Source organism: Halomonas denitrificans (assembly GCA_019800895.1).
GTDB lineage: Bacteria > Pseudomonadota > Gammaproteobacteria > Xanthomonadales > Wenzhouxiangellaceae.
The window spans coordinates 920,541-941,873 of record JAHVKF010000001.1 but is presented as its reverse complement, the minus strand read 5'-3'; the positions used below and the strand labels follow the sequence as shown (position 1 = coordinate 941,873).

Genomic DNA, 21,333 nt, shown 5'->3' with positions numbered 1-21,333 from the left:
GCGCCTTTGCGTCCATCCTCTAGCCTTTCCGTATCCGGCCGTGGCCCTGGTAGCGACGGTCGAGGCCGAGGTCCTGGCTGTGCGCGCGAAGCATGGCGCGGGCGCGGGCGCTGCGGTCGGGGCCGGCGGGGAGGGCGAGGTAGTCGGGGTCTTCCGCCAGCAGGACGGCCAGAGCGCCCGTGACCTGGGGCGCGGCCATCGACGTCCCGCCGTAGGCCGCCCAGCCGCCGCCGGGTACCGTCGAGATGATTCCGACGCCGGGTCCGGCGACGTCGACGGATTCGCCTCTGCAGCTGAAATTGGCAATGAACACCGGATCGGCGCGAAGCCGGGCATCGTCCGGAACCCGGTGCGCCGACAGGGTTCCGGCCGGTGCCTGGTCGATCCGGCCCAACGCCGTGACGGCGACCGCCTCGTCGAGCGCGGCGGGAAATTCCACCGGGCCCGCGCTGTTGCCGGCCGCGCAGATCACCAGGGTTCCCGTTTCCACGGCGTCGAGCAGCGCGTCGGCGACGATCTCCGAGCGGTGGACCGTTCCCAGACTCAGGTTGACCAGGTGGCAGTCCCGGTCGTGGACCAGCACGTCCAGCGCCCGCGCGATATCGCCCTGGTGGGCGCTGCCATCGGGGCCGAAGACCCGGAACGCATCGAGCCGGGCGCCCGGTGCCAGCCCCGCGTAGTCGCTGCTCGCCGTCGGTCGGGCACCGATCGCACCGGCCACGTGCGTGCCGTGGCCGCGGTCGTCGCCGCCGTCGGCGAGATGGGCGCCGTCGAGAAAGGCGCCGAGATTGTGGACGTGGGCGAGAGCGGGGTGGTGGCCCAGCCCCGAGTCGACCACGCCGACCGCGATCCCCGTTCCGCGCTGCAGGTCGACGGCGTCCAGGCCGGCTTCCCGGTGCCACCAACCGAGGCCCCGTTCCGAAGGGGGCAGGGGCTGGAGCCGGACATCGACTCGGATCTCCGGTTCTGCGCCACTCCGGTGCTCGATGACCTGCGGCCACCAGTGCGATGCGGGTGCAACGGCGAGCTCCAGCAGCGGGCGTTCGGGATCGTGGTCGAGCGTCGCGACGCCGTCCGCGTCGGTCCGGGTCGCGGCCTGGACACGGTTCGACGCAGAGCCGAAGTAGGCGAAGACATCCACGTCGGCCACCGGCACGCCCGCTTCGTCGACGACTCGCACCAGCAGTCGATCGTCCCCTTCCCGTCGAAGCGGAATCGACAGCTCGTGCGGCAAGGCCCGGCCCGTGTCGCTGGCGTGCCGGGAGCGGATGAAGTGCGGGACCAGGGGTTCGCAGATCAATGCCGGATGCCAGTCGATCGCCCGGACATCGTCATGGTCGGCCTCGAAGCGGGCGACGTGGCGAGCGGTATCGTGGTGCGGCTCGTGCGTACGGACGTCCGAGGCCAGGCGGTCCACGTGCTTGTCCATCGCATCGGCCATCGCGGCCCGCCCGGCGTGATGCTGATGATCCGCGCGCTTGCCAGCGCGGCGGTGGGTCAGGATGAAATGCGGCATCCGCGCATCATCGCTTGCTCCGGCATCAGCGTAAAGCCCGGGTTTCGATCGCGTCCGGTAGATGATGATCGCAAGGACGCGAAGATGCGAAGACGCAAGGGCGCGAAGAGAAAGGTCATTCCTGGAAAGAGCCGCGGCCGGCAAGCATTTCCAGGTTGATCCGATTTCCAGAGTACGCAGTCGATTCAGGAATCGATTCGTTGGATGTCTGGCCGAGGGGGGGTTCCACGCATCCGCCTTTCTCTTCGGGCCTTCGCGTCTTTGCGCTCATCATCCGACCGAACGTAGCACCGGTCCGACCGATATGAATGCCGCGCGTCCGAATCGGTCAACTCCGAGTCGATTAGAATGCGCGCTGTCCGGTCCATGTCGAGCATCCCGATCGCTTCTTCCGACGAATCCAATCTGCTCCTGCGCGTTGCGAAGTCCTCGAGTTCCCGGGCGACCTTCGTGCGTTTCGCCTGCGTGGGTGGAACCATCGCGATTCTCGACGCCGGCCTGTTGTACCTGCTCAAGGACCTGCCGCCGTTCAACGTCTATACGGCGCGGCTGATCTCCTACTTCGCCGCGATGTGCGCCGGCTATATCCTCAATCGCTATTTCACGTTCCACCACCTGGAGCGCGGCCGGGTGCTGTGGGACGAGCTGCTCCGCTTCTTCAGCGTCCACGCGTTCGGCGGCGCGCTCAACCTGGCCGTCTATGCGTTGATCGTCACCCTGGCCGACCGGCTGGAGGTCCGCGGCCTTGCCGCCGCGATCGCGCCGCTGCTCGGGGTGTGGGTCGGCGGGGTGGTCGGCATGTGCTTCAACTTCTGGATGTCGAAGAAACACGTCTTCGGTGCTCGCAGCGATTGAGCGCTCAGTGCGTGTCGAATCAAGAACGACTTCTACCGCAGATGAAAACCTTCCACCAGTGAAGGGTGCGAGCTCGGTGCCGGCAATGATTGAGCGCTCAGCGCGCGTCGACGCAGGAACGACTTCTACCGCAGATGAACGCAGATGGACGCGGATGAAAACTTGCAACCACGGTCGAGTCTGCCCCCGGCTCCAAGGTTTCGGGGTTTCTTTTCCTTATCTGCGTTTATCTGCGTAATCTGCGGTTGAATTTTTTCTGTCTATTTCGACCTGCTCTTACCGTCGCCTGAGGCCAAAGCTGTTTCTATCCATGGGCTGCTGTTCCAGATCCGCGTTCATCTGCGTTCATCTGCGGTCAATCGAGTTTTTCTACCCCAAGGTGGCGTCCAGGAACATCATCACCGCGAAGCCGCCGAGCAGGGAGAAGGTGGCGATGGTCTCGTAGCCCCGGCGGTGGGTCTCGGGGATGATCTCGTCGGAGATGATGAACAGCATCGCACCGGCGGCGAAGCCGAGGGTGAACGGCATCATCGGGCCGGCCAGGGAGACCGCGGCGGCACCGAACAGGCCGCCGATGGGCTCGGCCAGGCCGGTCAGCGCCCCGACCGAGAACGCCGCGAGCCGCGAGTATCCGACGGCCAGCAATGAAACGGCGACCGCCAGACCTTCGGGAATGTTCTGCAGCCCGATGCCGGTGGCCAGCGAGATGCCGTTGTCGATGTCGTTGCCGGCAAAGCCGACGCCCACCGCCATGCCCTCGGGAAAGTTGTGCAGGGTGATGGCGATGATGAACAACCAGATCCGGCTCACCGTGTCGACGTCCGGGCCCTCGCGGCCGATGACGAAGTGTTCGTGCGGAACGAAGCGATGAACGAGGTGCAGCGCGATGGCGCCGGCAAGCAGGCCGGCGGTCACCACCAGTACCGCACGCTGGGTGCCGCCGAAATACTGCTCGCCGTAGCCGATCGCCGGCAGCAGCAGCGAAAAGAAGGACGCCGCCAGCATGATGCCCGCGGCCGCGCTGAGCAGCGCATCCTCGAGCTTCGGCGACAGCCGTCGGACCGCGACCACGCCCAGGGCGCCGACGGCCGTGCCCAGCCCGGCCAGCAGGCTGGCGATGAAACCCAGCCAGATCAGTTCCGCGTTCGTCATGGGTCGTCCGGTGCAGCCGTCGAGGGAACCCCAGCATGCCGATCGCGTGTGAACCCGTCCGGCGAAAGCGGGACGCAGCACATTGCACCGAGCTCCCGGTTTGCAGTCCGCGACGGAATGGGCGCTCAGTCGGCCGAGCGACGCTGCGGCGCAGCATCGTCGCCGTTCGCGGTCGCCACGAGGACGTCGTCGATGGGTACGGGACGCGCGATGCCGAACCCCTGGACGAAATGCACGCCGATCGAGCGGAGGGCTTCGAGGATCTCGTCGCTTTCGACGAACTCGGCGATGGTCCACATACCGACTTCGCTGGCGATTTCATGGATCGCCTTGACAATGGCGCGATCGACCGGATCCGTGACGATGTCGCGCACGAACATGCCGTCGATCTTGATCATGTCGACGGGCAGGCGCTTGATGTACTCGAACGACGACAGGCCGGTACCGAAATCGTCGAGAGCGAATCGGCAGCCGATTCTGCGCATGCGGACGATGAAACCGTTGGCCTGGTCGAGATTCCGGATCGCGGCGGTCTCGGTCACTTCGAAGCACAGGATGGCCGGGTCGATCCGCGGGTGACGGGCCAGGCGATCGGAAACCTCGGACAACAGGCCGGGGTCGGCGAGGCTGAGTCCCGACAGGTTGATCGAACAGGTCGCGATGCGCTCCAGTGCGTCGTGATTCCGGTCGAGCCATTCGAGCGTTCTGGCGATCACCCAGCGGTCGATCCGGCCAACGAGGTTGTAGCGTTCCGCCGAGCTCAGAAACTGGCTCGGCTCGATCAGCGAACCATCGCGGTCGCGCATCCGTACCAGCACCTCGAAATGCAGGGAGTGATCGCCATCGCCGATCGCTTCGATTCGCTGGGCATGGAGCTCCAGGCGGTCCTCGTCGAGCGCCTCGTGAATCCGGCTGACCCAGCGCATGCTGCCTTCCATGAGGTCGCTGCGCATGGCGTCGGCGGAACCGATGTGAATGCTGCCCCGTTGCTTTTCCTTGGCCCGGTAGCAAGCCGCATCGGCTGCGCTAAGGGCTTCTCCGGAGTCGCGGATCTCCGGCGTCAGAGCGATGATCCCGGTCGAGGCCTGGATTCCGAATCGTTCGCCCTTGCGCTCGAAACGGAACGCGCGGATGTGCTCGGCGATGTGACGGCCGACCGTGTCCAGCGGTTCGCCGTGGTCGACGTCGATCAGGGCCGCGAATTCGTCGCCGCCGACGCGGGCGATGGCCAGCGCGTCGGGAAGCGCGTCTTCGAGCAGGCCGGCGAAGTCCCGCAGCAGCTCGTCGCCGGCAAGGTGGCCCTGGGTGTCGTTGATCACGCGAAGACTGTCGATGTCGAGCAGGCAGATGGCGAAGTGGCTTCGCCGCGTACGCGCATCGGCGAGCGCCACTTCGGTCGCGGCTTCGAATCCGACGCGATTCAGCAGTCCGGTCACCGCGTCGTGATCGGCCAGGTAGCTCAGATGCTCCGCCTGGTCGCGGAGTCCGGCGGTCATGCGGTCGAGTTCGCGCGCCAGGTCGCTGAGCTCGTCGCGTCCCCGGTCGTCGAACTTGACATCGAATTTCCCCTGGGCAACCTCGCGCGTGGTGCGGATCAGGCGGTCGATGCGGGTCAGCAGCAGCCGGCGAAGCAGCAGCCAGAACCCGATCGCGATGGTCACCAGCAGCACCGTGCGCCGAACCATCCGGAGATTCAGTGCGGCCCGGTGCTCGGCCAGCATGTCCGATAGGTCGTGGACGAGATAGAGCGCGCCGGAGCGCACCGGCATCAGCTCGCCCGGCTCGGCGCGCATCTGCACCGGGAAACGCCCGACCAGCCGTGCACGATCCGGGTCGGTGTGGACGGTCACGCTGTTGCCTGGACCGAACGGAACCTCGAGATGGAGTTGGCGCGTCTCCGGTTCCTCCGTAAAGGTCTTCCCGGCCAGGGCCCGCATCGACGAAAAGCGGATCGTGCCGTCGGGGTCGACCAGGTGGATCGACCGCAGGCTGGGAATCGCGATGGCCCGCTCCAGTGCCGCGCGTGCTTCACCGAAGTTACGATTGCGAACGGCCGCTTCGACCTCTGCAGCGATGAAGGACGCATTCGACCGGAGCTGCTGGTCGGAGACGGCCAGCAGGCTCTGGTTCATCGCTCGCAGCTCGAAGGTCCAGGCCGAGGTCAGGATCATCGCCCCCACGGCCAGGATCAGCAGCGGGACGACGAAGCGAAGCGGCAGGCGAAGCGTCATTGCGCCAGGGCCCGGTCGACGATGCGACGGTCCAGGAGTCGCTCGGTCGAGGGCTGGGAGGCCAGCAGGCCCTCGCGCAGCATGACGCGGCATTGCTCGGTCAGGCCGCGCAGGACGGCACCGTCCGGGTCGTCGAAGATGCCCCGGTTCTCCGCCAGGCCGTACAGGGCGACCGAGTCCAGGCCGAACCGGATTTCATCGGGGTCCAGTGCGTATCGCCGCGCGAGTTCCTCGGCGGTGAATTGCGGTCGCTCGCGCCAGGTGGCCAGGCCGCGGTCGAATGCCCGGACCAGCTCCGCGAGCGCATCGCTTCGTTCATCGATGACCGACTCGCGGGTCACCACGACGTCGATGATCTCGAAGGGAATCTGCTCGCTGTCGAACAGGGAGTTCGCGCCTTCTGCGAGCAGCAGCGAACGAGTCGGTTCGTAGGTCACGACCGCGTCGACTTCGGCGGCCAGGAACGCTTCGGCCTGGTCGGGGGTGTCGATCTGGACGATCTCCACTTCGTCCCGGCCGATCGCCAGGTGGTCGAGCGCCCGGATCAGCGTATAGGTGCCGAGCGGCGCGGCCTCGACGCCGATCCGTCCGCCCCGGAGCTCGTCGCCGGACTCGATCGCCGGCCGTGCAAGGAGCGCATCGCCGCCCAGGCTGACGTCGATGAAATAGACGATGCGGCTGTCCGGCCGCTCGGCGGCGGTGCTGAGCGCGAAGTGACTGGTGACCAGCATGGCGTCGACGAGGTCGTAGCGGAAGGCACGGACGGCCTCGGCCGGGGTCTGGAATTCGACCAGTTCGACCTGCCCCGGGTCGAGCCGGTCGAGAGTTGCCGCAAGATGCACGAGGTCGTAGGGCGGCCACGGCAGGGTCGCGACGCGGATCGGGGGCTCGGGCGACCCGCAGGCCGCGAGGAAGGCGGCTAGAAACCACACGGCAAGCACGCCGACCGGTTTGCGCCAGGCCCTGGTGGACGGTCGATCCATTCGTTCCTCCCCTGCGTGCCGGCATTCCGCGAACGGGCACGATCTTCGCTGTAGCCAGCCTATCAGACCGCCGGAGTGCATTCCTGCGGCCCGACCCTTCCTGCCCCCGCCGCGTCAGCCCTGCTCGAGCAGCCGCCGCAGGTCGATGACCGCCGCGTTGGCGCGGGCAATGTAATTGGCCATGACCAGCGAGTGGTTCGCGAACATGCCGAAGCCGCCACCATTGAGGATGACCGGACTCCGGACCGGCCGCTGGCTGGCTTCGAGTTCCCGGATGATCTGGTCGAGGCTGGCCTCGGCATTCTTGTCGCGAAGCACGGCCGCGAAATCGTGGTCCAGCGCCTTGAGGAAGTGGATCAGCGCCCAGGTCGTCCCACGCGCCTCGTAGAACACGTTGTCGATTCGCAACCACGGCGTCTTGACCCGGACTTCCCGCCCCAGGTCGCTGGAAGGGCGCGCGGCGGCGTCGCCGGAAAGGTCCGTATTGCGTCGACGGTCGCCCACGCTGGCCGACAGCTGCTGGCCCATGTTGCCCAGCCGTTTCTCCACCAGCGCCAGGTACTCGCGCAGGTTGTCCGCTCGATCGTAGAAGCGCGCCTCGCCGTCGGGGGAGCCCAGGCGATCCAGGTAGTCTTCCAGCTGCTCGATGCCCTCGCGATATTCGCCCTCGGTCGAAGGCAGCCACCAGGAGCCGTAGTCGAAGCTGAACTGCGGATCGGCAATCGCCAGCGCCCGGTCCTCGGCCGACTGGGTCTGCGAGCGGCTGAAGTCGTTGCGGAGCGTCCGGGCGAGGTCCCGGGCCTGGTAGATCACCCCGATCTCCCAGGACGGCATGTTGTCGAGAACGATCCACGGCGGCATGAGGTCGTTGTTCAGGTAGCCGCCTCGCTTGTTCAGCAGCGTGTCCATCACATCGATCAGCGCGCTGGTGGTCACGTAGCCGGTGACCACGTCATGACCGGCGCGCTCGGCCCGGGCCTCGGCGCGGACCAGCGGGTCGAACGGATCCGGTTCGTGATCCAGCCAGAACAGGTACACGGCGCACAGCGCCAGCACGGCGGCGGCGGCGAGCGTGATCCAGCGCCGCCGGCCGGTTCCGATCAGGGTCTGCATCAGGGGCATGGGCGTTTCCCGGGCGATAGCCCTCCACATTGACGGGCAACGGGGGGGAAGGGCAAGTGCCGGAAGTCCCGATTTCACCGCCCTCGTTCGCTCCGGCGGCGCGCGAATGTCTGGCGGATCGGTTCCGCCGGTGCTACCTTTGCGCGTCCGGGGGAGCGTTGGCGACGGTGACCGCGCCCGCCGCCCGGTGCACGTCCGGTACGGAGTGTCCGGACCCTAGCGTGGAGTCGAACAGGAGAATCGAATCATGGGAGCCACCACTCGTTCCAGCAGATCGAGTCGTCCCGTCCGTTTCGGGCTCGGGACGCTGCTTGTCGCATTGCAGGCGCCGGCGTTCGCCGCCGTCGCCGTGTTCACCGTGCCGAACGGCCTCGAGGACACCGAGGGCGATTCGAGCAGCGCGCTGCCGTTCGGAGACGCCACGGCCTGCGCCAACGGGTTCCGGTACCAGCAGATCTTCAACGGTGACCAGGGACTCTTCGGCACCATCGGTTCGATCGCGTTCCGCCTCGACGGGGCGGAATCGCCGGTCGGGCCGCTGACGCTGCAGAATGCGGTCATCACCCTCTCGTCGACGAACCGTACGGCCGGGACCATGAGCACGGACTTCGACGAAAACGTCGGCCTCGACCGGCGCGTGGTCTGGAACGCCGACCTCGAACTGTTCGCCGGAACCAGCGGTACGGGACCGAATCCCTTCGACCTGCTGGTCGTCGACGGCGGTGGCTTCGACTTCGGCGACGAGGGCGACAACCTGTTGCTGGACATCACCGTGGAGGGCTGTCCGCTGGGCGCGTCCTTCGAGACCGATGCCGTGGCCGGCGACGCGGACACCAAGGGCCTGTTTGCCGGTGATCGCGACGCGACCAGCGGCACGTTCGCCGATGGCCTGGTCGCCGAAATCGTTGCCTCGACGCCGCCGCCCGTGCCGCCGCTCTACGACTGCCCGGCCGGTGGTGGAGGCGATGCGGTGACCCGGGGCATCATTCTCGAGAACTATCCGAGCGACGGCCTGGGCCGCGTCACGCTGACCTACTCGGCCAGCACGCCGGGCTTCTACGTGGTCGAGCTGATCGCCCGCCAGGACCAGTACGACGGCGCGATCATCGGTGCCGAGGCGGCGGCCTTCACGATCGAGGACCCCTCCGACGAGCTACCGCAGACCTTCGATTTCCGCAACGCGCCGGTCGGCGTCGGCACGGACGTGACCTTCACCCACCGGATTCGCGAGCAGCCGGCCGGCAGTACGCTGTTCTACGACATCGGAACCGGCAGCTGCTCGGACATTACGCAGACGAACGGAACGACGCCTCCGGTCGACACCTTCCGTCGTGACCGCGTTGCCATCCTGGCCACGCCGTCGGACAGCAACGTCCGTCGCCGCGGACTCGGCGGCAACTGGACGGTCGTGAACCGCGCCGCGGAAGGCTTCATGATCGACGTCACCGATCGGAACCAGCTGGTCGCGATCTGGTTCACCTACGATGACGATGGCACGCAGCAGTGGATGATCGGCACGGCACAGGACTTCCCCGACAACGACGTCGGCATGGACCTGTTCAAGACCGATGGGCCGACCTTCGAGCAGATCCGCCAGACCGGGTTCAACAACGGCACGATCAATATCGAGCCCTGGGGCCGGATGTACATCCGCTTCGATTCGTGCAACGAGGCGACGGTGACGTTCACGTCGACCACCGGCTTCGGCTCCGGCGAGTTCCAGATCGAGCGAATCTACGAGACCGAGGACGATTTCTGCCGCTGAGGGGGCGTGCTTCGACGCGGAGGCGTTGCCCCTCATCCTGCGGGCGCCCGGCCAGCCGGGCGCCCGCTCGTTCTTCAACACCGCCGTGAATCGGCGTCGGAGCCTTGCTCATGGCCCTGAGTTCGACGCCGTACCGGGTCCGGATTTCGCTGAGCGACACGGATCGCGGGAACTATGGCGAGCATTCGTTCACCGTGGCACGTCATCCCTCGGAGACCGAACTGCGCATGACGGCCCGCCTGCTGGCCTGGGGCCTGTGGTGGGACGAGCGCCTGGCCTTCGGCCGCGGTCTGTCGGAGGTCGACGAGCCGGCCTTGTGGCGGCATTCACTCGACGGACAGGTCGAGCACTGGATCGACGTCGGCCGTCCCGACGCCGACCGCATGACGCGCAGCGCGCGTCACCATCCGCGGGCGTCGGTGCTGGCCTACGGCCCGGTCGAAGTCTGGCGCGAATCGGTCGTGCCGCGGGTGGCGCAGCTGCCCGGCCTGGAGATCGCGGCGCTGCCGCCGGAGGTCGGGACGCTGGCCGCTGACCTGCCGCGCAAGATCGACTGGTCGCTGATGATCGCCGACGACGTGCTGTACGTCGGTGACGCGGCCGGCCAGCACGAACTGCCGCTCGAGTGGATCAAGCGGGCCGAGGGCGACTGAACGGGGTCGCCTTGCCGCCTCGCTGCATCGAGGCCGAGCAGGCGCGCGCTCGTCAGATGTCGTCGATCTCGTCCTTGATGCGCTCGACCGATTCGCCGACCAGGTTCTTGTCGATGCTCGCCACCACGCAATCGCGCGTGGCGTCGTCGAGGTGGTCGCGAAGCATGCCGAGGAAGCGGGGGTCCGCGATCAGCACGAGTTGCTCGAACTCGTTGCGGCCGCGCGCCGTTCTCAGGTGGTCGGCCAATTGCCGCGCGAAGGTCTCGGCCTCGATGCGCTGCGCGGCGCCCTTTTCGCGCGAATCCGACAGCGCATGACCGTGGGACTGGTCCACCGCGCCGCTGCGATCGGTTTCCAGTTCATGGCCCTTCTTCCGCGAATCGGGGTGATCGAAGTCCTCGATTTCCCGAAGCGCCCCGCGCGGTGCTGCGCGGACGAACAGGCGCGCGCGTGCCGATTCGGCGACCAGAATCCACTGCTTGCTCATGATGGCCTCTTCGCTGTGTGTGCGTTCCTACGTTAACAAACGATCGGAGGGTTTCCGGCAAGGGCCCGCAATCCTGCTGGCACGTTGTTCCTTGACGGCTTCGAGTCCCCCTGAGAACCCGGTACACTCGGTCTCCGGCCCCCGGAGACCGTTTCCGATGAGTTCCTCCAGCACCGAGCACCGCTCCGTCCGCATCGAGCGGCCCGCGGTCCATGTCGCCGAGATCGCCCTGACGGGTCCGGGGCACGGGAATGCGATGGGCCCGGACTTCTGGCGCGAGTTTCCCGAGGTCGTGGCCGAACTGCAGGCCGATCGCTCCGTGCGCTGCCTGCTGCTGACCGGCGACGGCGAGCACTTCTGCTACGGCCTGGACCTGCAGGGCATGGCCGCCGGGATCGGGCCGATGCTCGAGGGCGGGGCGGCGGGCAGGTCGGCGATCGCCGATCAGGCGGCCACCATGGTGCGCGGCTTCGATGCGCTGGCTGCGGGTCGCTTGCCGGTCGTGGCCGCGATCGACGGCTGGTGCATCGGCGCCGGCATCGAGTTGATCTCTGCGTGCGACATCCGTCTGGCGACGAACGATGCGCGCTTCGCGCTGAAGGAAGTCCAGGTCGGCATGGTCGCGGACCTCGGCGGGCTGGGCCGCTTGCCGTTCCTGGTCGGCGAGGGCTGGACCCGCGAGCTGGCGCTGACCGGCGAGCCGATCGATGCAGGCACCGCGCGCGAGATCGGGCTGGTCAATCATGTCTACGGCGACCGCGACACGCTGCGCGCCGAGGCGCTGGCCCGGGCCGAGCGGATCGCGGCCAACCCGCCGCTGGTCGTGGCCGGAATCCGCCAGGTACTCGACGGGCGGATCGCGGGCTCGGTGAGGTCCGCCAACCGCGAGGCGGCAACGCTCAACGGCATGCTGATGCAGTCCGAGGATTTCGCCGAGGCGATGAAGGCCTTCATGGAAAAACGCGCGCCGGAGTTCAAGGGCCGATGAGCGACCATCGGACCGACGCCCCGGAACCGGGCGACGAGCGCAGCGGCGAGCCCAGCAAGACCCAGCGCAAGAACGAGGCCCTCGAGCTGCGCGAGCTCGGTCGGGCGCTGGCGGGCTTGCCCGAGGCCGACCGCGCGGCCCTGGACCTGCCCGAGGCGCTGCGCGAATCGATCGAGCGCTACAACGCCATCCGCAAGCACGGGGCGAAGAAACGCGAGCTCCAGTACCTCGGCAAGCAGATGCGCCGGATCGACCCGGCGCCGATCCGCGCTGCGGTGGAGGCTCGAGAGGCCGGGTCGCAGGCCGATGCCGCGGCGCTGCATCGCGTCGAGCGCTGGCGCGAGCGGTTGATCGAGGACGATGCCGCGGTCACCGCGTTCGTCGAAGAACATCCCGACTGCGACGTCCAGCAGCTGCGCAGCCTGGTCCGGGCCGCGCGCCGGGAAGGCGGTGTGGAGGACCCCGAACAGCGGCATGGAAAGAACTATCGAACGTTGTTCCGTTTCCTCAGGGACCAGGCCGGCTGAAAGCGCGACTCCGGTCGTCTCGGTGCTATGCTTCCGGAGCTGGTCCGAACACGCCCCGCAGGCCCATTCCTTGTACTACGCAGCCGCTTGCCAGACCGATTTCCCGGCGCCCCGGCACCGCGACCAGATCGCGGAGCGGACCCGCCGCATGTGCGAAATCGCCGAGCAGACGATCGTCGGCTACGAGCCGTTCTTCGACGTGCGCCTGCTGGCGTTTCCGGAGTTCGCGCACGCCGTGCCGATCCACGACGACCCGGCAAAGTTGCATGCCGATCTCGCGGTGGAACTGCCCAACGAGCACACGGAGGCCTATGCAAGGCTGGCCGCGAAGTACGGCTGCTACATCCAGACCGGGTCCTTCCTCGAGCGGGACGATCGCTTCCCCGGGGCCGTGTTCAACACGACCGCGCTGGTCGGGCCGGGCGGCTTGCTGGCCAAGTACCGCAAGCTCAACACCTGGATTCCGTGGGAGGTCCACACCAGCCCGCACGACCTGCCGGACTACCCCGACGACATCTTTCCCGTGGTCGACACCGACATCGGCAGACTGGGCGTGGCGATCTGCTACGACTGGCTGTTTCCGGAGACGATCCGTGAACTGGCTTTCCGCGGCGCCGAGGTGCTGATCCGCGTGTCGGCGTACATGGACCCCTGGGGAACCCAGCAGCCGATGGACTGGTGGACGATGGTCAATCGGACCCGCGCGCTCGAGAACACCGCGTACGTGCTTGCCGCCAACCAGGGCGCGCGAATGGAGCACTACCCGCCGTTCTCCTGGCCCGGCGGCAGCATGGCGGTGGACTACGACGGCCGCATCCTGGCCCAGGCCGACCCCGGGCCCGGCGAGAAGGTGGTCGTCGCCCCGATCGACATCGACGCGCTGCGGGCCGAGCGCGAGCGCCGACGCGGCCACGACATGCGCAGCCACCTGCGGAGCTCCGCGCATGGCTACATGAGCCGCGACTACCTGGCGCCCGCCGGGCCCGGCGCGATCTCGATCGATTCCCTGAACGAGCGCATCGCCGAGGCTCGCTCGCGACTGGACGACGGCATCGAATGACGCGTCGGATCGTCCACGCCTTCGCCCTGCTGCTGCTCGCGGCCGCGCTGGCCGGCTGCGGCGGCGACCACGGCCCGACGGACGCCGAGATCGTCCGGAACAACGAGGGCGTGGCGCTGATGGGGCAGTACCGCAACGAGGAGGCGCGCGCGATCTTCGCCGAACTGACCGCGGCGCGCCCGGACTGGCACGAGGTGCGCGTCAACGAGGCGATCGCCACCCTGAATCGCCAGAACGAGGGCGATGAGCGACGCGCGCTGGCCATGGCGGAGGCGGTGCTGGCCGACGATCCCGGCAACCCCTCGGCTGCCTACGTCGCCGGCCTGATGCATTTCTACCTCGGCGACGCGGAGACCGCCCTGGCGCGGTTCTCGACCGTGCGCGAAACGCGGCCCGACGATCCGCACGTGGCCTACTTCGCCGCCCAGGCGCTGGCCCAGCTCGGCCGCCACGACGACGCGCTTGCGCTCTACCGCGCCGCGATCGATCTGGATCCGTACCTGCGCAGCGCCTACTACGGGGCCGCCCTCAGCCTGCGCCAGCTCGGCGATGCCGACGCCGCGCGCGTGATGCTGGCCGACTACCAGCGCTTCGCCGACAATCCGCGCGCCCACCTGGCCGAGTTCCGCTACACGCGCATGGGCCCGCTGGCCGAGGCCCGGGCCGTCGGCCGAAGCGAGCGGGCACGTCCGGACGACGCCCCGACCGGTCCGCTGTTCGCCGAGCCGCTCCGGCACGGCCGCATCGATGCGGTCGGGCGACCGGCCAGCCTGACCACCGCCGACATCGACGGCGACGGCGCCCAGGACCTGCTGCTGGCCGCCGGCAGCGGCGCCGGGACCGAGGTCTGGCTGCAGCGCGACGGCGCGTTCGAACGCGTCGAGGACCACCCGCTGGCCGGCATTGCCGACGTCGACGCCGTCGCCTGGGGTGTGCCCGACGTATCGGACGACCTCGCCGTGTATCTCTGCCGCGCCGGTGAGAACCGGATGCTGCAGCGCAGCGGGACGAACTGGACGCCGGCCGCCGAGGATGTGCTGGACGATAGCGGCGCCTGCGCCGACGTGGCCGCCCTGGACGCCGACCACGACGGCGACCTGGACTGGTGGTTGGCCAACGCCGACGGTCCCAACGAGCTCCTGTCGAACAATCTCGACGGCAGCTGGCGCCGCCTGGCCGACGACGCCGAGCCGCTGCTGGCTGGCCCGGCCCGGCCTTCGTCGCAGGTGCTGGCCACCGACCTCGACGGCGACGGCGACGCGGACCTGGTCACGCTCCAGGCCCAGCCGCCGCACCAGGTGCTGGTCAACGATCGCCTCTGGCAGTACCGGGAGGCCGAAGGTTTCGATGCCTTCCGGTCGCACCCGGTGACCGCGGTGGTCGCGGGGGATCTCGACGCGCGCGGGCGCAATCACCTGTTCACGATCGACGCGGCCGGCGACCTGCTCGAATGGCAGCCCGACGACGCGGGCGACTGGTCGCCCCGGATGCTGGTCGAAGACGCGAGCCGCGATCCGGCTCACGCCGGTCTTGCCGTACAGGACTTCGACGGCGACGGCCGGCCGGACCTGCTGCTGCACGACGGCGACGGGTTCCGCATTCATGCCGTCGCCGACGGCGAGGTCGAAGTGCTGGCCGAGGAAGCGGTTGCGCTCCGCGCACTGGTACCTGTGCTGATCGACCCGGCACGCGGTCCGGCGCTGGTCGGCCTCGTCGCCGACGGTTCGGCCGGCGTGCTGACGCAGTGGCCCGCCGGTCCCGGCCGGCACGGCTTCCTGGCGATCGCACCGAGCGGCCGCTCCGACGCCGCCGACGGCATGCGATCGAATCCATCGGGCATCGGCACCGAGCTCCTGCTCCGGGTCGGCGACCGGTGGACCCGGGTCGATGCCTACGGCAACCACTCGGCGCGGGGCCAGAGCCTGCAGCCGATCGCGATCGGCCTCGGCGGTGCCGCGCGTGCCGATTTCGTGCGCCTGCAGTGGACCGACGGTGTGCTCCAGACCGAGATGGCGCTGGCCGGCGGCGAAGTGCATGCGATCGCCGAATACCAGCGCCAGCTGTCCAGCTGCCCGGTGCTGTTCGCCTTCGACGGGGACGGCTTCGAGTTCGTCAGCGATGTGCTCGGGGTCGGCGGCATCGGCTTCCTGTTCGAGCCGGGCCGCTACGCCGAGCCGCGCCCGTGGGAATTCTTCCGTTTCCCCGACGGCACCATGCAGCCCGACGGCGACGTCTATCGGCTGAAGATCGCCGAGCCGATGCAGGAAATCGCCTACATCGACACCGCCCGGCTGAATCTCTACGACCTGGCCGCGGGCTGGAACCTGGTCCTCGACGAGCGGATGCAGACCGGCGAACCGACGGTCAGCGGGGCGCCCCTGTTCTATCGCGACGACGCCGTGCTGGCGCCGGTCCGGGCCCACAACGACCGCGGCGAGAACGTGCTGGCCAGCCTGTCATCGGCCGACTTCGACGCGGCGCCCCCGGGGCCCCGCGATCCCCGCTTCCTCGGTTTGCTCGCCGACGAACACGTGCTGACACTGGAGTTCGGGCGGGTGATCAACCCGGCGGGCACCCGCCCCGTGCTCAAGGCCTTCGGCTGGGTCGAATACCCGTACTCGCAGACCGTGTTCGCCGCCTGGCAGGCCGGCGAAGCCTACCGTGCACCGACCCTGGAAGCCCGTACGGAGCGGGGATGGCAGGTCGTCCACGCGCACTTCGGCTACCCGGCCGGCATGCCGCGCGAGATGGCGCTGCCCCTCGACGCCCTGCCGCCCGGGACCACTGCGCTGCGCCTGCGCTCCAACCTCGAGATCTACTGGGACCAGTTGGGCGTGATCTACGCCGAATATCCGGGCGACGCGCTGTTGGCCGTGCACCGCGTGGCGTCCGAGCGGGCGCGGCTGGCCAAGACCGGCTTCGCCCGGCGCACGACGCTGGCGCAGCGGCGGCCCTGGTACGACTACCAGCGTCGGTCGGCGTTCTGGGACACCGAGTACCCGGAGGGCTACTACACGCGGCTGGGTCCGGTCGATCCGCTGGTCGAGGCGGCCGACGACGCGCTGGCCCTGATCGGGCCGGGTGAGGAGCTGGACCTGGCCTTCGCCGCGCCGCCGCCGGCCGCCGGCGCGCGCCGCGTGGTCGTTCTCGATATCCGCGGCTTCGCCAAGGACATGGACCTCTACACGGACACGGGCGGCCGGGTCGGTCCGCTGCCGTCCACCCCCGGCGTCGGCGATCCGGAGCAGCGCGAGCGACTCCACGCGGAGTTCATGACGCGCTACAAGGGCGGCTTCTGATGACCGCTGCACCGCGCCGCCCGCGTCCGCGCAAGGCCGTCGGTCCGCGCCTGCGCATCCTGCTGGTCGCCGTGCTGATCGCGTTCGCCCTGCTCGGCGTCAATTCCGGCTACCTGGCCTCGGTCACGCTGACCGAGTGGTGGACCGGTTCGACGTTCCAGGGCTACGCCTACCAGGTGATGTTCCTGTTCCACCTCGCGGTCGGCCTGGCGATCATCGTGCCGCTGCTGGTGTTCATGGGCCTCCATGCGGCGCGGGCCTGGAACCGGCCGAACCGCCGCGCCGTCTACGCAGGCCTGGGGCTGATGGGCATCGTGCTGGTGCTTCTGGTCTCCGGCCTGCTGCTGGTCCGCTTCGACTTCTTCCACCTGCGCGACCCGCTGGTCCGCAGCATCGCCTACTGGGCCCACGTGGTCACGCCGCTGCTGGCGATCTGGGCCTTCGTCCTGCATCGCCTCGCCGGACCGCGCATCCGCTGGCGGATGGGGCTGAAGGTCGCTGCGGCCGGCGCGCTGTTCATCGTCGTGATCGTCGTATTGCAGGCGCAGGACCCGCGCCAGTGGAACCGTCCGGGCGAATTCGGCGAAGCCGATTTCACGCCGGCGCTGACGCGTTCGGCGACGGGCCAGTTCATCCCGCCGGATACGCTGATGATGGACGGCTACTGCCAGGGCTGCCACGCCGATACCCATGCGCAGTGGAGCCAGAGCGTCCACAAGTTCGCGTCGTTCAACAACCCGGTCTACCTGTTCGCCGTGCGCAACACGCGCCAGCACTCGATGGAGATCGACGGGACCATGGACGCCGCGCGCTTCTGCGCCGGCTGCCACGACCTCGTGCCGCTCCTGTCGGGCGCCTTCGACGACCCGGACTACGACGATGTCAACGATCCGACCTCGCAGGCGGGCATCACCTGCACCGGCTGCCACGCCATCACCCACGTCAACAGCGTGCGCGGCAACGGCGACTTCACGATCGAGGAGCCGATCCACTACCCCTTCGCGCAGTCCGACAACGCCTTCCTGCGCTGGGTCAACGCGCAGCTGATCAAGGCCAACCCGGGCTTCCACCAGCGGACCTTCCTGAAACCGCTGCACGAGACGCCGGAGTTCTGCGGCAGTTGCCACAAGGTCCACCTGCCGGAACAGCTGAACCAGTACAAGTGGCTGCGCGGCCAGAACCACTACGACTCGTTCCTGCTCAGCGGCGTCTCGGGCCACGGCGTGACCAGCTTCTACTACCCGCCCGAGGGCCAGCCGAACTGCAACGGCTGCCACATGCCGCTGATCGAGTCCGACGACTTCGGCGCCGACCGCAACGACGAGACGGGGCGACTGACGGTGCACGACCACCTCTTTCCGAGCGCCAATACGGCCATCCCCTACCTGCTCGGGCTGGAGCCGTCGACGATCGAGGCCCATCGCGATTTTCTCGACGGATCGGTCCGCGTCGACCTGGTCGCGCTGCGCGCCGACGGCGAGATCGACGGCGAGTTGATCGGTCCGCTGCGCCCGGACGTGCCGGCGCTCGAAGCCGGTCGCAGCTACCTGCTCGAGGCGGTGCTGCGAACGCTGACCCTGGGTCACGTGTTCACCCAGGGCACGGCCGACTCCAACGAAGTCTGGGTCGAGGTCGAGGTGCGCCACGACGGCCGCCTGATCGGCCAGTCGGGCGGTCTCGATCCCGAGCGCCACGGCGTCGACCCGTGGAGCCATTTCGTCAATGTCTACATGCTCGACCGGGACGGGAACCGCATCGACCGACGCAACGCCGAGGACATCTTCACCCCGCTGTACAACCACCAGATCCCGCCGGGCGCGGCCGACGTCGTGCACTATCGGCTCGACGTGCCCGAGGGCCTGGACGGCGAGCTCGAGGTGCGCGTGCGTCTGAACTACCGCAAGTTCGACGCGACCCTCATGGCCCTCGTGCAGGGCGAGGACTTCCGTGCCAACCACCTGCCGATCACGGTGATCGACGAGGACGTGGTGACCTTTCCGGTCGGCGACGGCGAAGGGGCCTCGACCGAGCCGGTCGGCATCCCCGAGTGGCAGCGCTGGAACGACTACGGCATCGCGCTGTTGCGTAAGCCCGACCGGCGCCAGCTGCGCCAGGCCGAGGAGGCGTTCCGGCGCGTCGAAGCGCTCGGCAGCGCCCACGGTCCATTGAACCTGGCCCGGGTCTACCTGGCCGAGGGCCGACTCGACGAGGCCGGCGACGCGCTGGCCCGCGCGGCCGCCCACGAGGAGCCGCCCGTGCCCTGGTCCCTGGCGTGGTTCTCCGGCCGGCTGCTGTTCGAGCGCGGTCGCTTCGCCGACGCGCTGGAGCAGTTCACGGCACTGGCCGAGACCCGCTTCAACGAGGCCCGGCAGCGCGGCTTCGACTTCTCGCGCGACTACCGGCTGCTCAACCAGATCGGCGTGACCTGGCTGGAGGTGGCCGGACAACAGGCGGGCGAGGCCGATCGACGGGCCGCGCTGGAGGAGGCCGGCCGGTGGTTCGACCGGGCCCTGGCCCAGGACCCGGAGAACGCCGAGGCGCACTACAACCTGGCTCGCGTCCACCGCGAACTCGGCAACGCGGCGCGGGCCGGGCGGCACGCTTCGGACTATCAGAAATACCGGGTCGACGACAACGCGCGCGACCGAGCGATCGCCGTCGCCCGGCGGGCGAATCCGGCCGCCGACCACCTGGCCGACCCGGTCGTGGTGCTGGACCTGGATCGACCGGGCCGCGCGTCCTATCCCCTGACCGCCCCCGAAGTCGAACAGCGGCGGGAGACGCTGGATGACTGAACGCGACGATCGGAGCGGCTTCGAGGACGGACTCGCCGAGGAGGGCGATGCCGACGATCGCGTCATCGGCGTCGCGTTCCGGGCGTCGCTGATTGCCCTGCTGGCCGCCCTCACGATCGCGGCCGCGGCCTGGGGGCTCCGCTCGTGGCTCGCCGGCGGCGAGGTCGAGCCGGTCGTCGAACCCGAGCAGGACCTGGGCCGCCTGCTGCGCACCGCACCGGTCCGCGCCGCGCCGCCGGCGGTCTATCGCGACGTCGCCGCCGAAGCCGGCATCGATTTCGTCCATGTCAACGGCGCCACCGGCGACCGCCTGCTTCCCGAGACCATGGGCGGCGGTGTCGCGGTGATCGATTTCGACCTCGACCGCGATCCGGACCTCCTGTTCGTCAACTCCGGCCCGTGGCCCGGGTCGTCCGCCGGCGGCCGGGCGGTCGATACGCTGCGGCTCTACCGGAACGACGGCGGACGCTTCGTCGAGGTCACGGAAGAGACCGGCCTGGCCGGCGCCCACGGCTACGGCATGGGCGCGGCGATCGGCGATGCGGACGGCGACGGGCGGGACGACATCTTCCTGACCACGGTCGGAGCGAATCGGCTGTTCCTGAATCGCGCCGACGGCTTCGTCAACGCCACCGGGTCGGCGGGGGTGGCGGGCAGCGACGCGGCCTGGAGCACCAGCGCCGGATTCTTCGACGCCGATGCGGACGGCGACCTCGACCTGATGGTGCTCAACTACGTCGAGTGGTCGCGCGAGATCGACTTCGAAGTGGACTATCGTCTGACCGGCATCGGTCGCGCCTACGGCCCGCCGAGCAACTTCGCCGGCAGCCAGCCGTACTTCTACCGGAATCTCGGCGCTGGCCGCTTCGAAGAGGTCGGCCTCGAGGCGGGGCTGCACGTGACCAATCCGGCCACCGGCGAGGCGGTCGGCAAGGGCCTGGCGCTGATGCCGGCCGATCTCGACCGCGACGGCGACCTCGACGTGATGGTGGCCAACGACACGGTGCGCAATTTCGCCTACCTGAACAAGGGCGACGGTACCTTCGAGGAAGCCGGCACGCTGCTCGGCCTGGGCTTCGACCGCAACGGCCTGGCCACCGGTGCGATGGGCATCGACGCGGAGTTCATCGACGACCAGGCGCTGGCGATCGGGATCGGCAATTTCGCCAACGAAATGAGCTCGTTGTACGTCAGCCGCGACGGGGTCTCCTTCGCCGACGAGGCGATCGGTCGAGGGATCGGCGCGCCGTCGCGCGCGGCGCTGACCTTCGGCCTGTTCTTCATCGACTACGACCTCGACGGGCGGCTGGATTTCCTCCAGGTCAACGGCCACGTCGAGAACGAGATCAACCGGGTCCAGGCCTCGCAACGCTATGCCCAGCCGGCCCAGTTGTTCTGGAACTGCGGGCCCGACTGCGCGCCGCCCTTCGTGCTGGTGCCCAGTGAGGCCACCGGCGACCTGGCGCGGCCCGTGGTCGGTAGGGGCGCGATCTACCTCGATTTCGACGGCGACGGGCAACTCGAGGTCGTCGTCACCCAGATCGCCGGGCCGCCGATGCTGCTCGACCGCGGATCGTCCGAGCGAGCGCCCGACCCATCGAAGGCCGGCGCGCGCTGGCTGCGCGTTGCGCTCGACGGCCCGCCGGGCAACCCGCGCGGCATCGGTGCACGCATCGAGATCGAAGCCGGCGGCCGGCGCCAGGTCCGCGCCATCATGCCGACCCGCAGCTACCTGTCCCAGGTCGAGCCCGTCGCCACCTTCGGCCTCGGCGACATCGGTCGCGTCGACCGGGTCACCGTGACCTGGCCCGACGGCACGACGAGCGAGCGGACCGGCGTCCCCGCCGACCGGGAACTGCGCATCGCCATCGACTGACGGGCCGGCGGGTCGGCCGTGAAC

At 68.8% G+C, this 21,333-nt stretch carries 15 protein-coding genes; 9 read left to right on the top strand and 6 right to left on the bottom strand.

Annotated features, from left to right (window positions below; translation table 11 throughout):
* Positions 1-19: 19 nt before the first annotated feature.
* Complete coding sequence (locus KUV67_04225) at positions 20-1,516, bottom strand: S8 family serine peptidase (protein MBY6204073.1); 1,497 nt, start codon at positions 1,514-1,516, stop codon at positions 20-22.
* 348 nt (positions 1,517-1,864) lie between these two features.
* On the opposite strand from KUV67_04225, the gene KUV67_04220 reads away from it, so the two are divergent.
* Complete coding sequence (locus KUV67_04220) at positions 1,865-2,371, top strand: GtrA family protein (protein ID MBY6204072.1); 507 nt, start codon at positions 1,865-1,867, stop codon at positions 2,369-2,371.
* Between the two features lie 369 nt (positions 2,372-2,740).
* On the opposite strand, the gene KUV67_04215 is transcribed toward KUV67_04220, so the two are convergent.
* The 4 genes from KUV67_04215 to KUV67_04200 form a co-directional block, all read right to left on the bottom strand.
* Complete coding sequence (locus tag KUV67_04215) at positions 2,741-3,523, bottom strand: ZIP family metal transporter (protein ID MBY6204071.1); 783 nt, start codon at positions 3,521-3,523, stop codon at positions 2,741-2,743.
* 125 nt (positions 3,524-3,648) lie between these two features.
* Positions 3,649-5,754: an EAL domain-containing protein gene (locus KUV67_04210; protein ID MBY6204070.1), complete on the bottom strand. Its 2,106-nt coding sequence runs from the start codon at positions 5,752-5,754 to the stop codon at positions 3,649-3,651.
* Positions 5,751-6,737, bottom strand: coding sequence for an ABC transporter substrate-binding protein (locus KUV67_04205; GenBank protein MBY6204069.1), 987 nt, complete (start codon positions 6,735-6,737; stop codon positions 5,751-5,753). The genes KUV67_04210 and KUV67_04205 overlap by 4 nt, the downstream gene beginning before the upstream one ends.
* Before the next feature lie 114 nt (positions 6,738-6,851).
* Positions 6,852-7,859, bottom strand: a complete 1,008-nt coding sequence (locus KUV67_04200; GenBank protein MBY6204068.1) for a DUF2333 family protein — start codon at positions 7,857-7,859, stop codon at positions 6,852-6,854.
* A gap of 247 nt (positions 7,860-8,106) precedes the next feature.
* On the opposite strand from KUV67_04200, the gene KUV67_04195 reads away from it, so the two are divergent.
* On the top strand, positions 8,107-9,624 hold the full coding sequence (locus KUV67_04195; GenBank protein ID MBY6204067.1) for a hypothetical protein: 1,518 nt from the start codon (positions 8,107-8,109) through the stop codon (positions 9,622-9,624).
* Positions 9,625-9,734: 110 nt separating this feature from the next.
* Positions 9,735-10,277 carry a YaeQ family protein gene (locus KUV67_04190; protein MBY6204066.1) on the top strand — a complete coding sequence of 181 codons (543 nt, stop codon included), beginning with the start codon at positions 9,735-9,737 and terminating at the stop codon, positions 10,275-10,277.
* A gap of 52 nt (positions 10,278-10,329) precedes the next feature.
* Here the strand turns inward: KUV67_04190 and KUV67_04185 are convergent, their stop codons facing one another.
* Entirely contained in the window at positions 10,330-10,764 is a 435-nt protein-coding gene (locus tag KUV67_04185; protein MBY6204065.1) for a host attachment protein, read from the bottom strand.
* Positions 10,765-10,921: 157 nt separating this feature from the next.
* Here KUV67_04185 and KUV67_04180 point away from each other — a divergent pair, with 157 nt between their 5' ends.
* The 6 genes from KUV67_04180 to KUV67_04155 all read left to right on the top strand — a co-directional run bounded on the left by KUV67_04180 (position 10,922) and on the right by KUV67_04155 (position 21,309).
* On the top strand, positions 10,922-11,752 hold the full coding sequence (locus KUV67_04180; protein ID MBY6204064.1) for an enoyl-CoA hydratase/isomerase family protein: 831 nt from the start codon (positions 10,922-10,924) through the stop codon (positions 11,750-11,752).
* Positions 11,749-12,279: a DUF615 domain-containing protein gene (locus KUV67_04175; GenBank protein ID MBY6204063.1), complete on the top strand. Its 531-nt coding sequence runs from the start codon at positions 11,749-11,751 to the stop codon at positions 12,277-12,279. Before KUV67_04180 ends, KUV67_04175 begins: the two co-directional genes overlap by 4 nt.
* Positions 12,280-12,349: 70 nt before the next feature.
* Positions 12,350-13,339: a hypothetical protein gene (locus KUV67_04170; GenBank protein MBY6204062.1), complete on the top strand. Its 990-nt coding sequence runs from the start codon at positions 12,350-12,352 to the stop codon at positions 13,337-13,339.
* Positions 13,336-16,638 (top strand): tetratricopeptide repeat protein, encoded by a 3,303-nt coding sequence (locus tag KUV67_04165; protein ID MBY6204061.1) that lies wholly within the window; start codon positions 13,336-13,338, stop codon positions 16,636-16,638. Before KUV67_04170 ends, KUV67_04165 begins: the two co-directional genes overlap by 4 nt.
* Positions 16,638-19,433: a tetratricopeptide repeat protein gene (locus KUV67_04160; GenBank protein ID MBY6204060.1), complete on the top strand. Its 2,796-nt coding sequence runs from the start codon at positions 16,638-16,640 to the stop codon at positions 19,431-19,433. The genes KUV67_04165 and KUV67_04160 overlap by 1 nt, the downstream gene beginning before the upstream one ends.
* Entirely contained in the window at positions 19,426-21,309 is a 1,884-nt protein-coding gene (locus KUV67_04155; GenBank protein MBY6204059.1) for a CRTAC1 family protein, read from the top strand. Before KUV67_04160 ends, KUV67_04155 begins: the two co-directional genes overlap by 8 nt.
* Positions 21,310-21,333 lie beyond the last annotated feature (24 nt).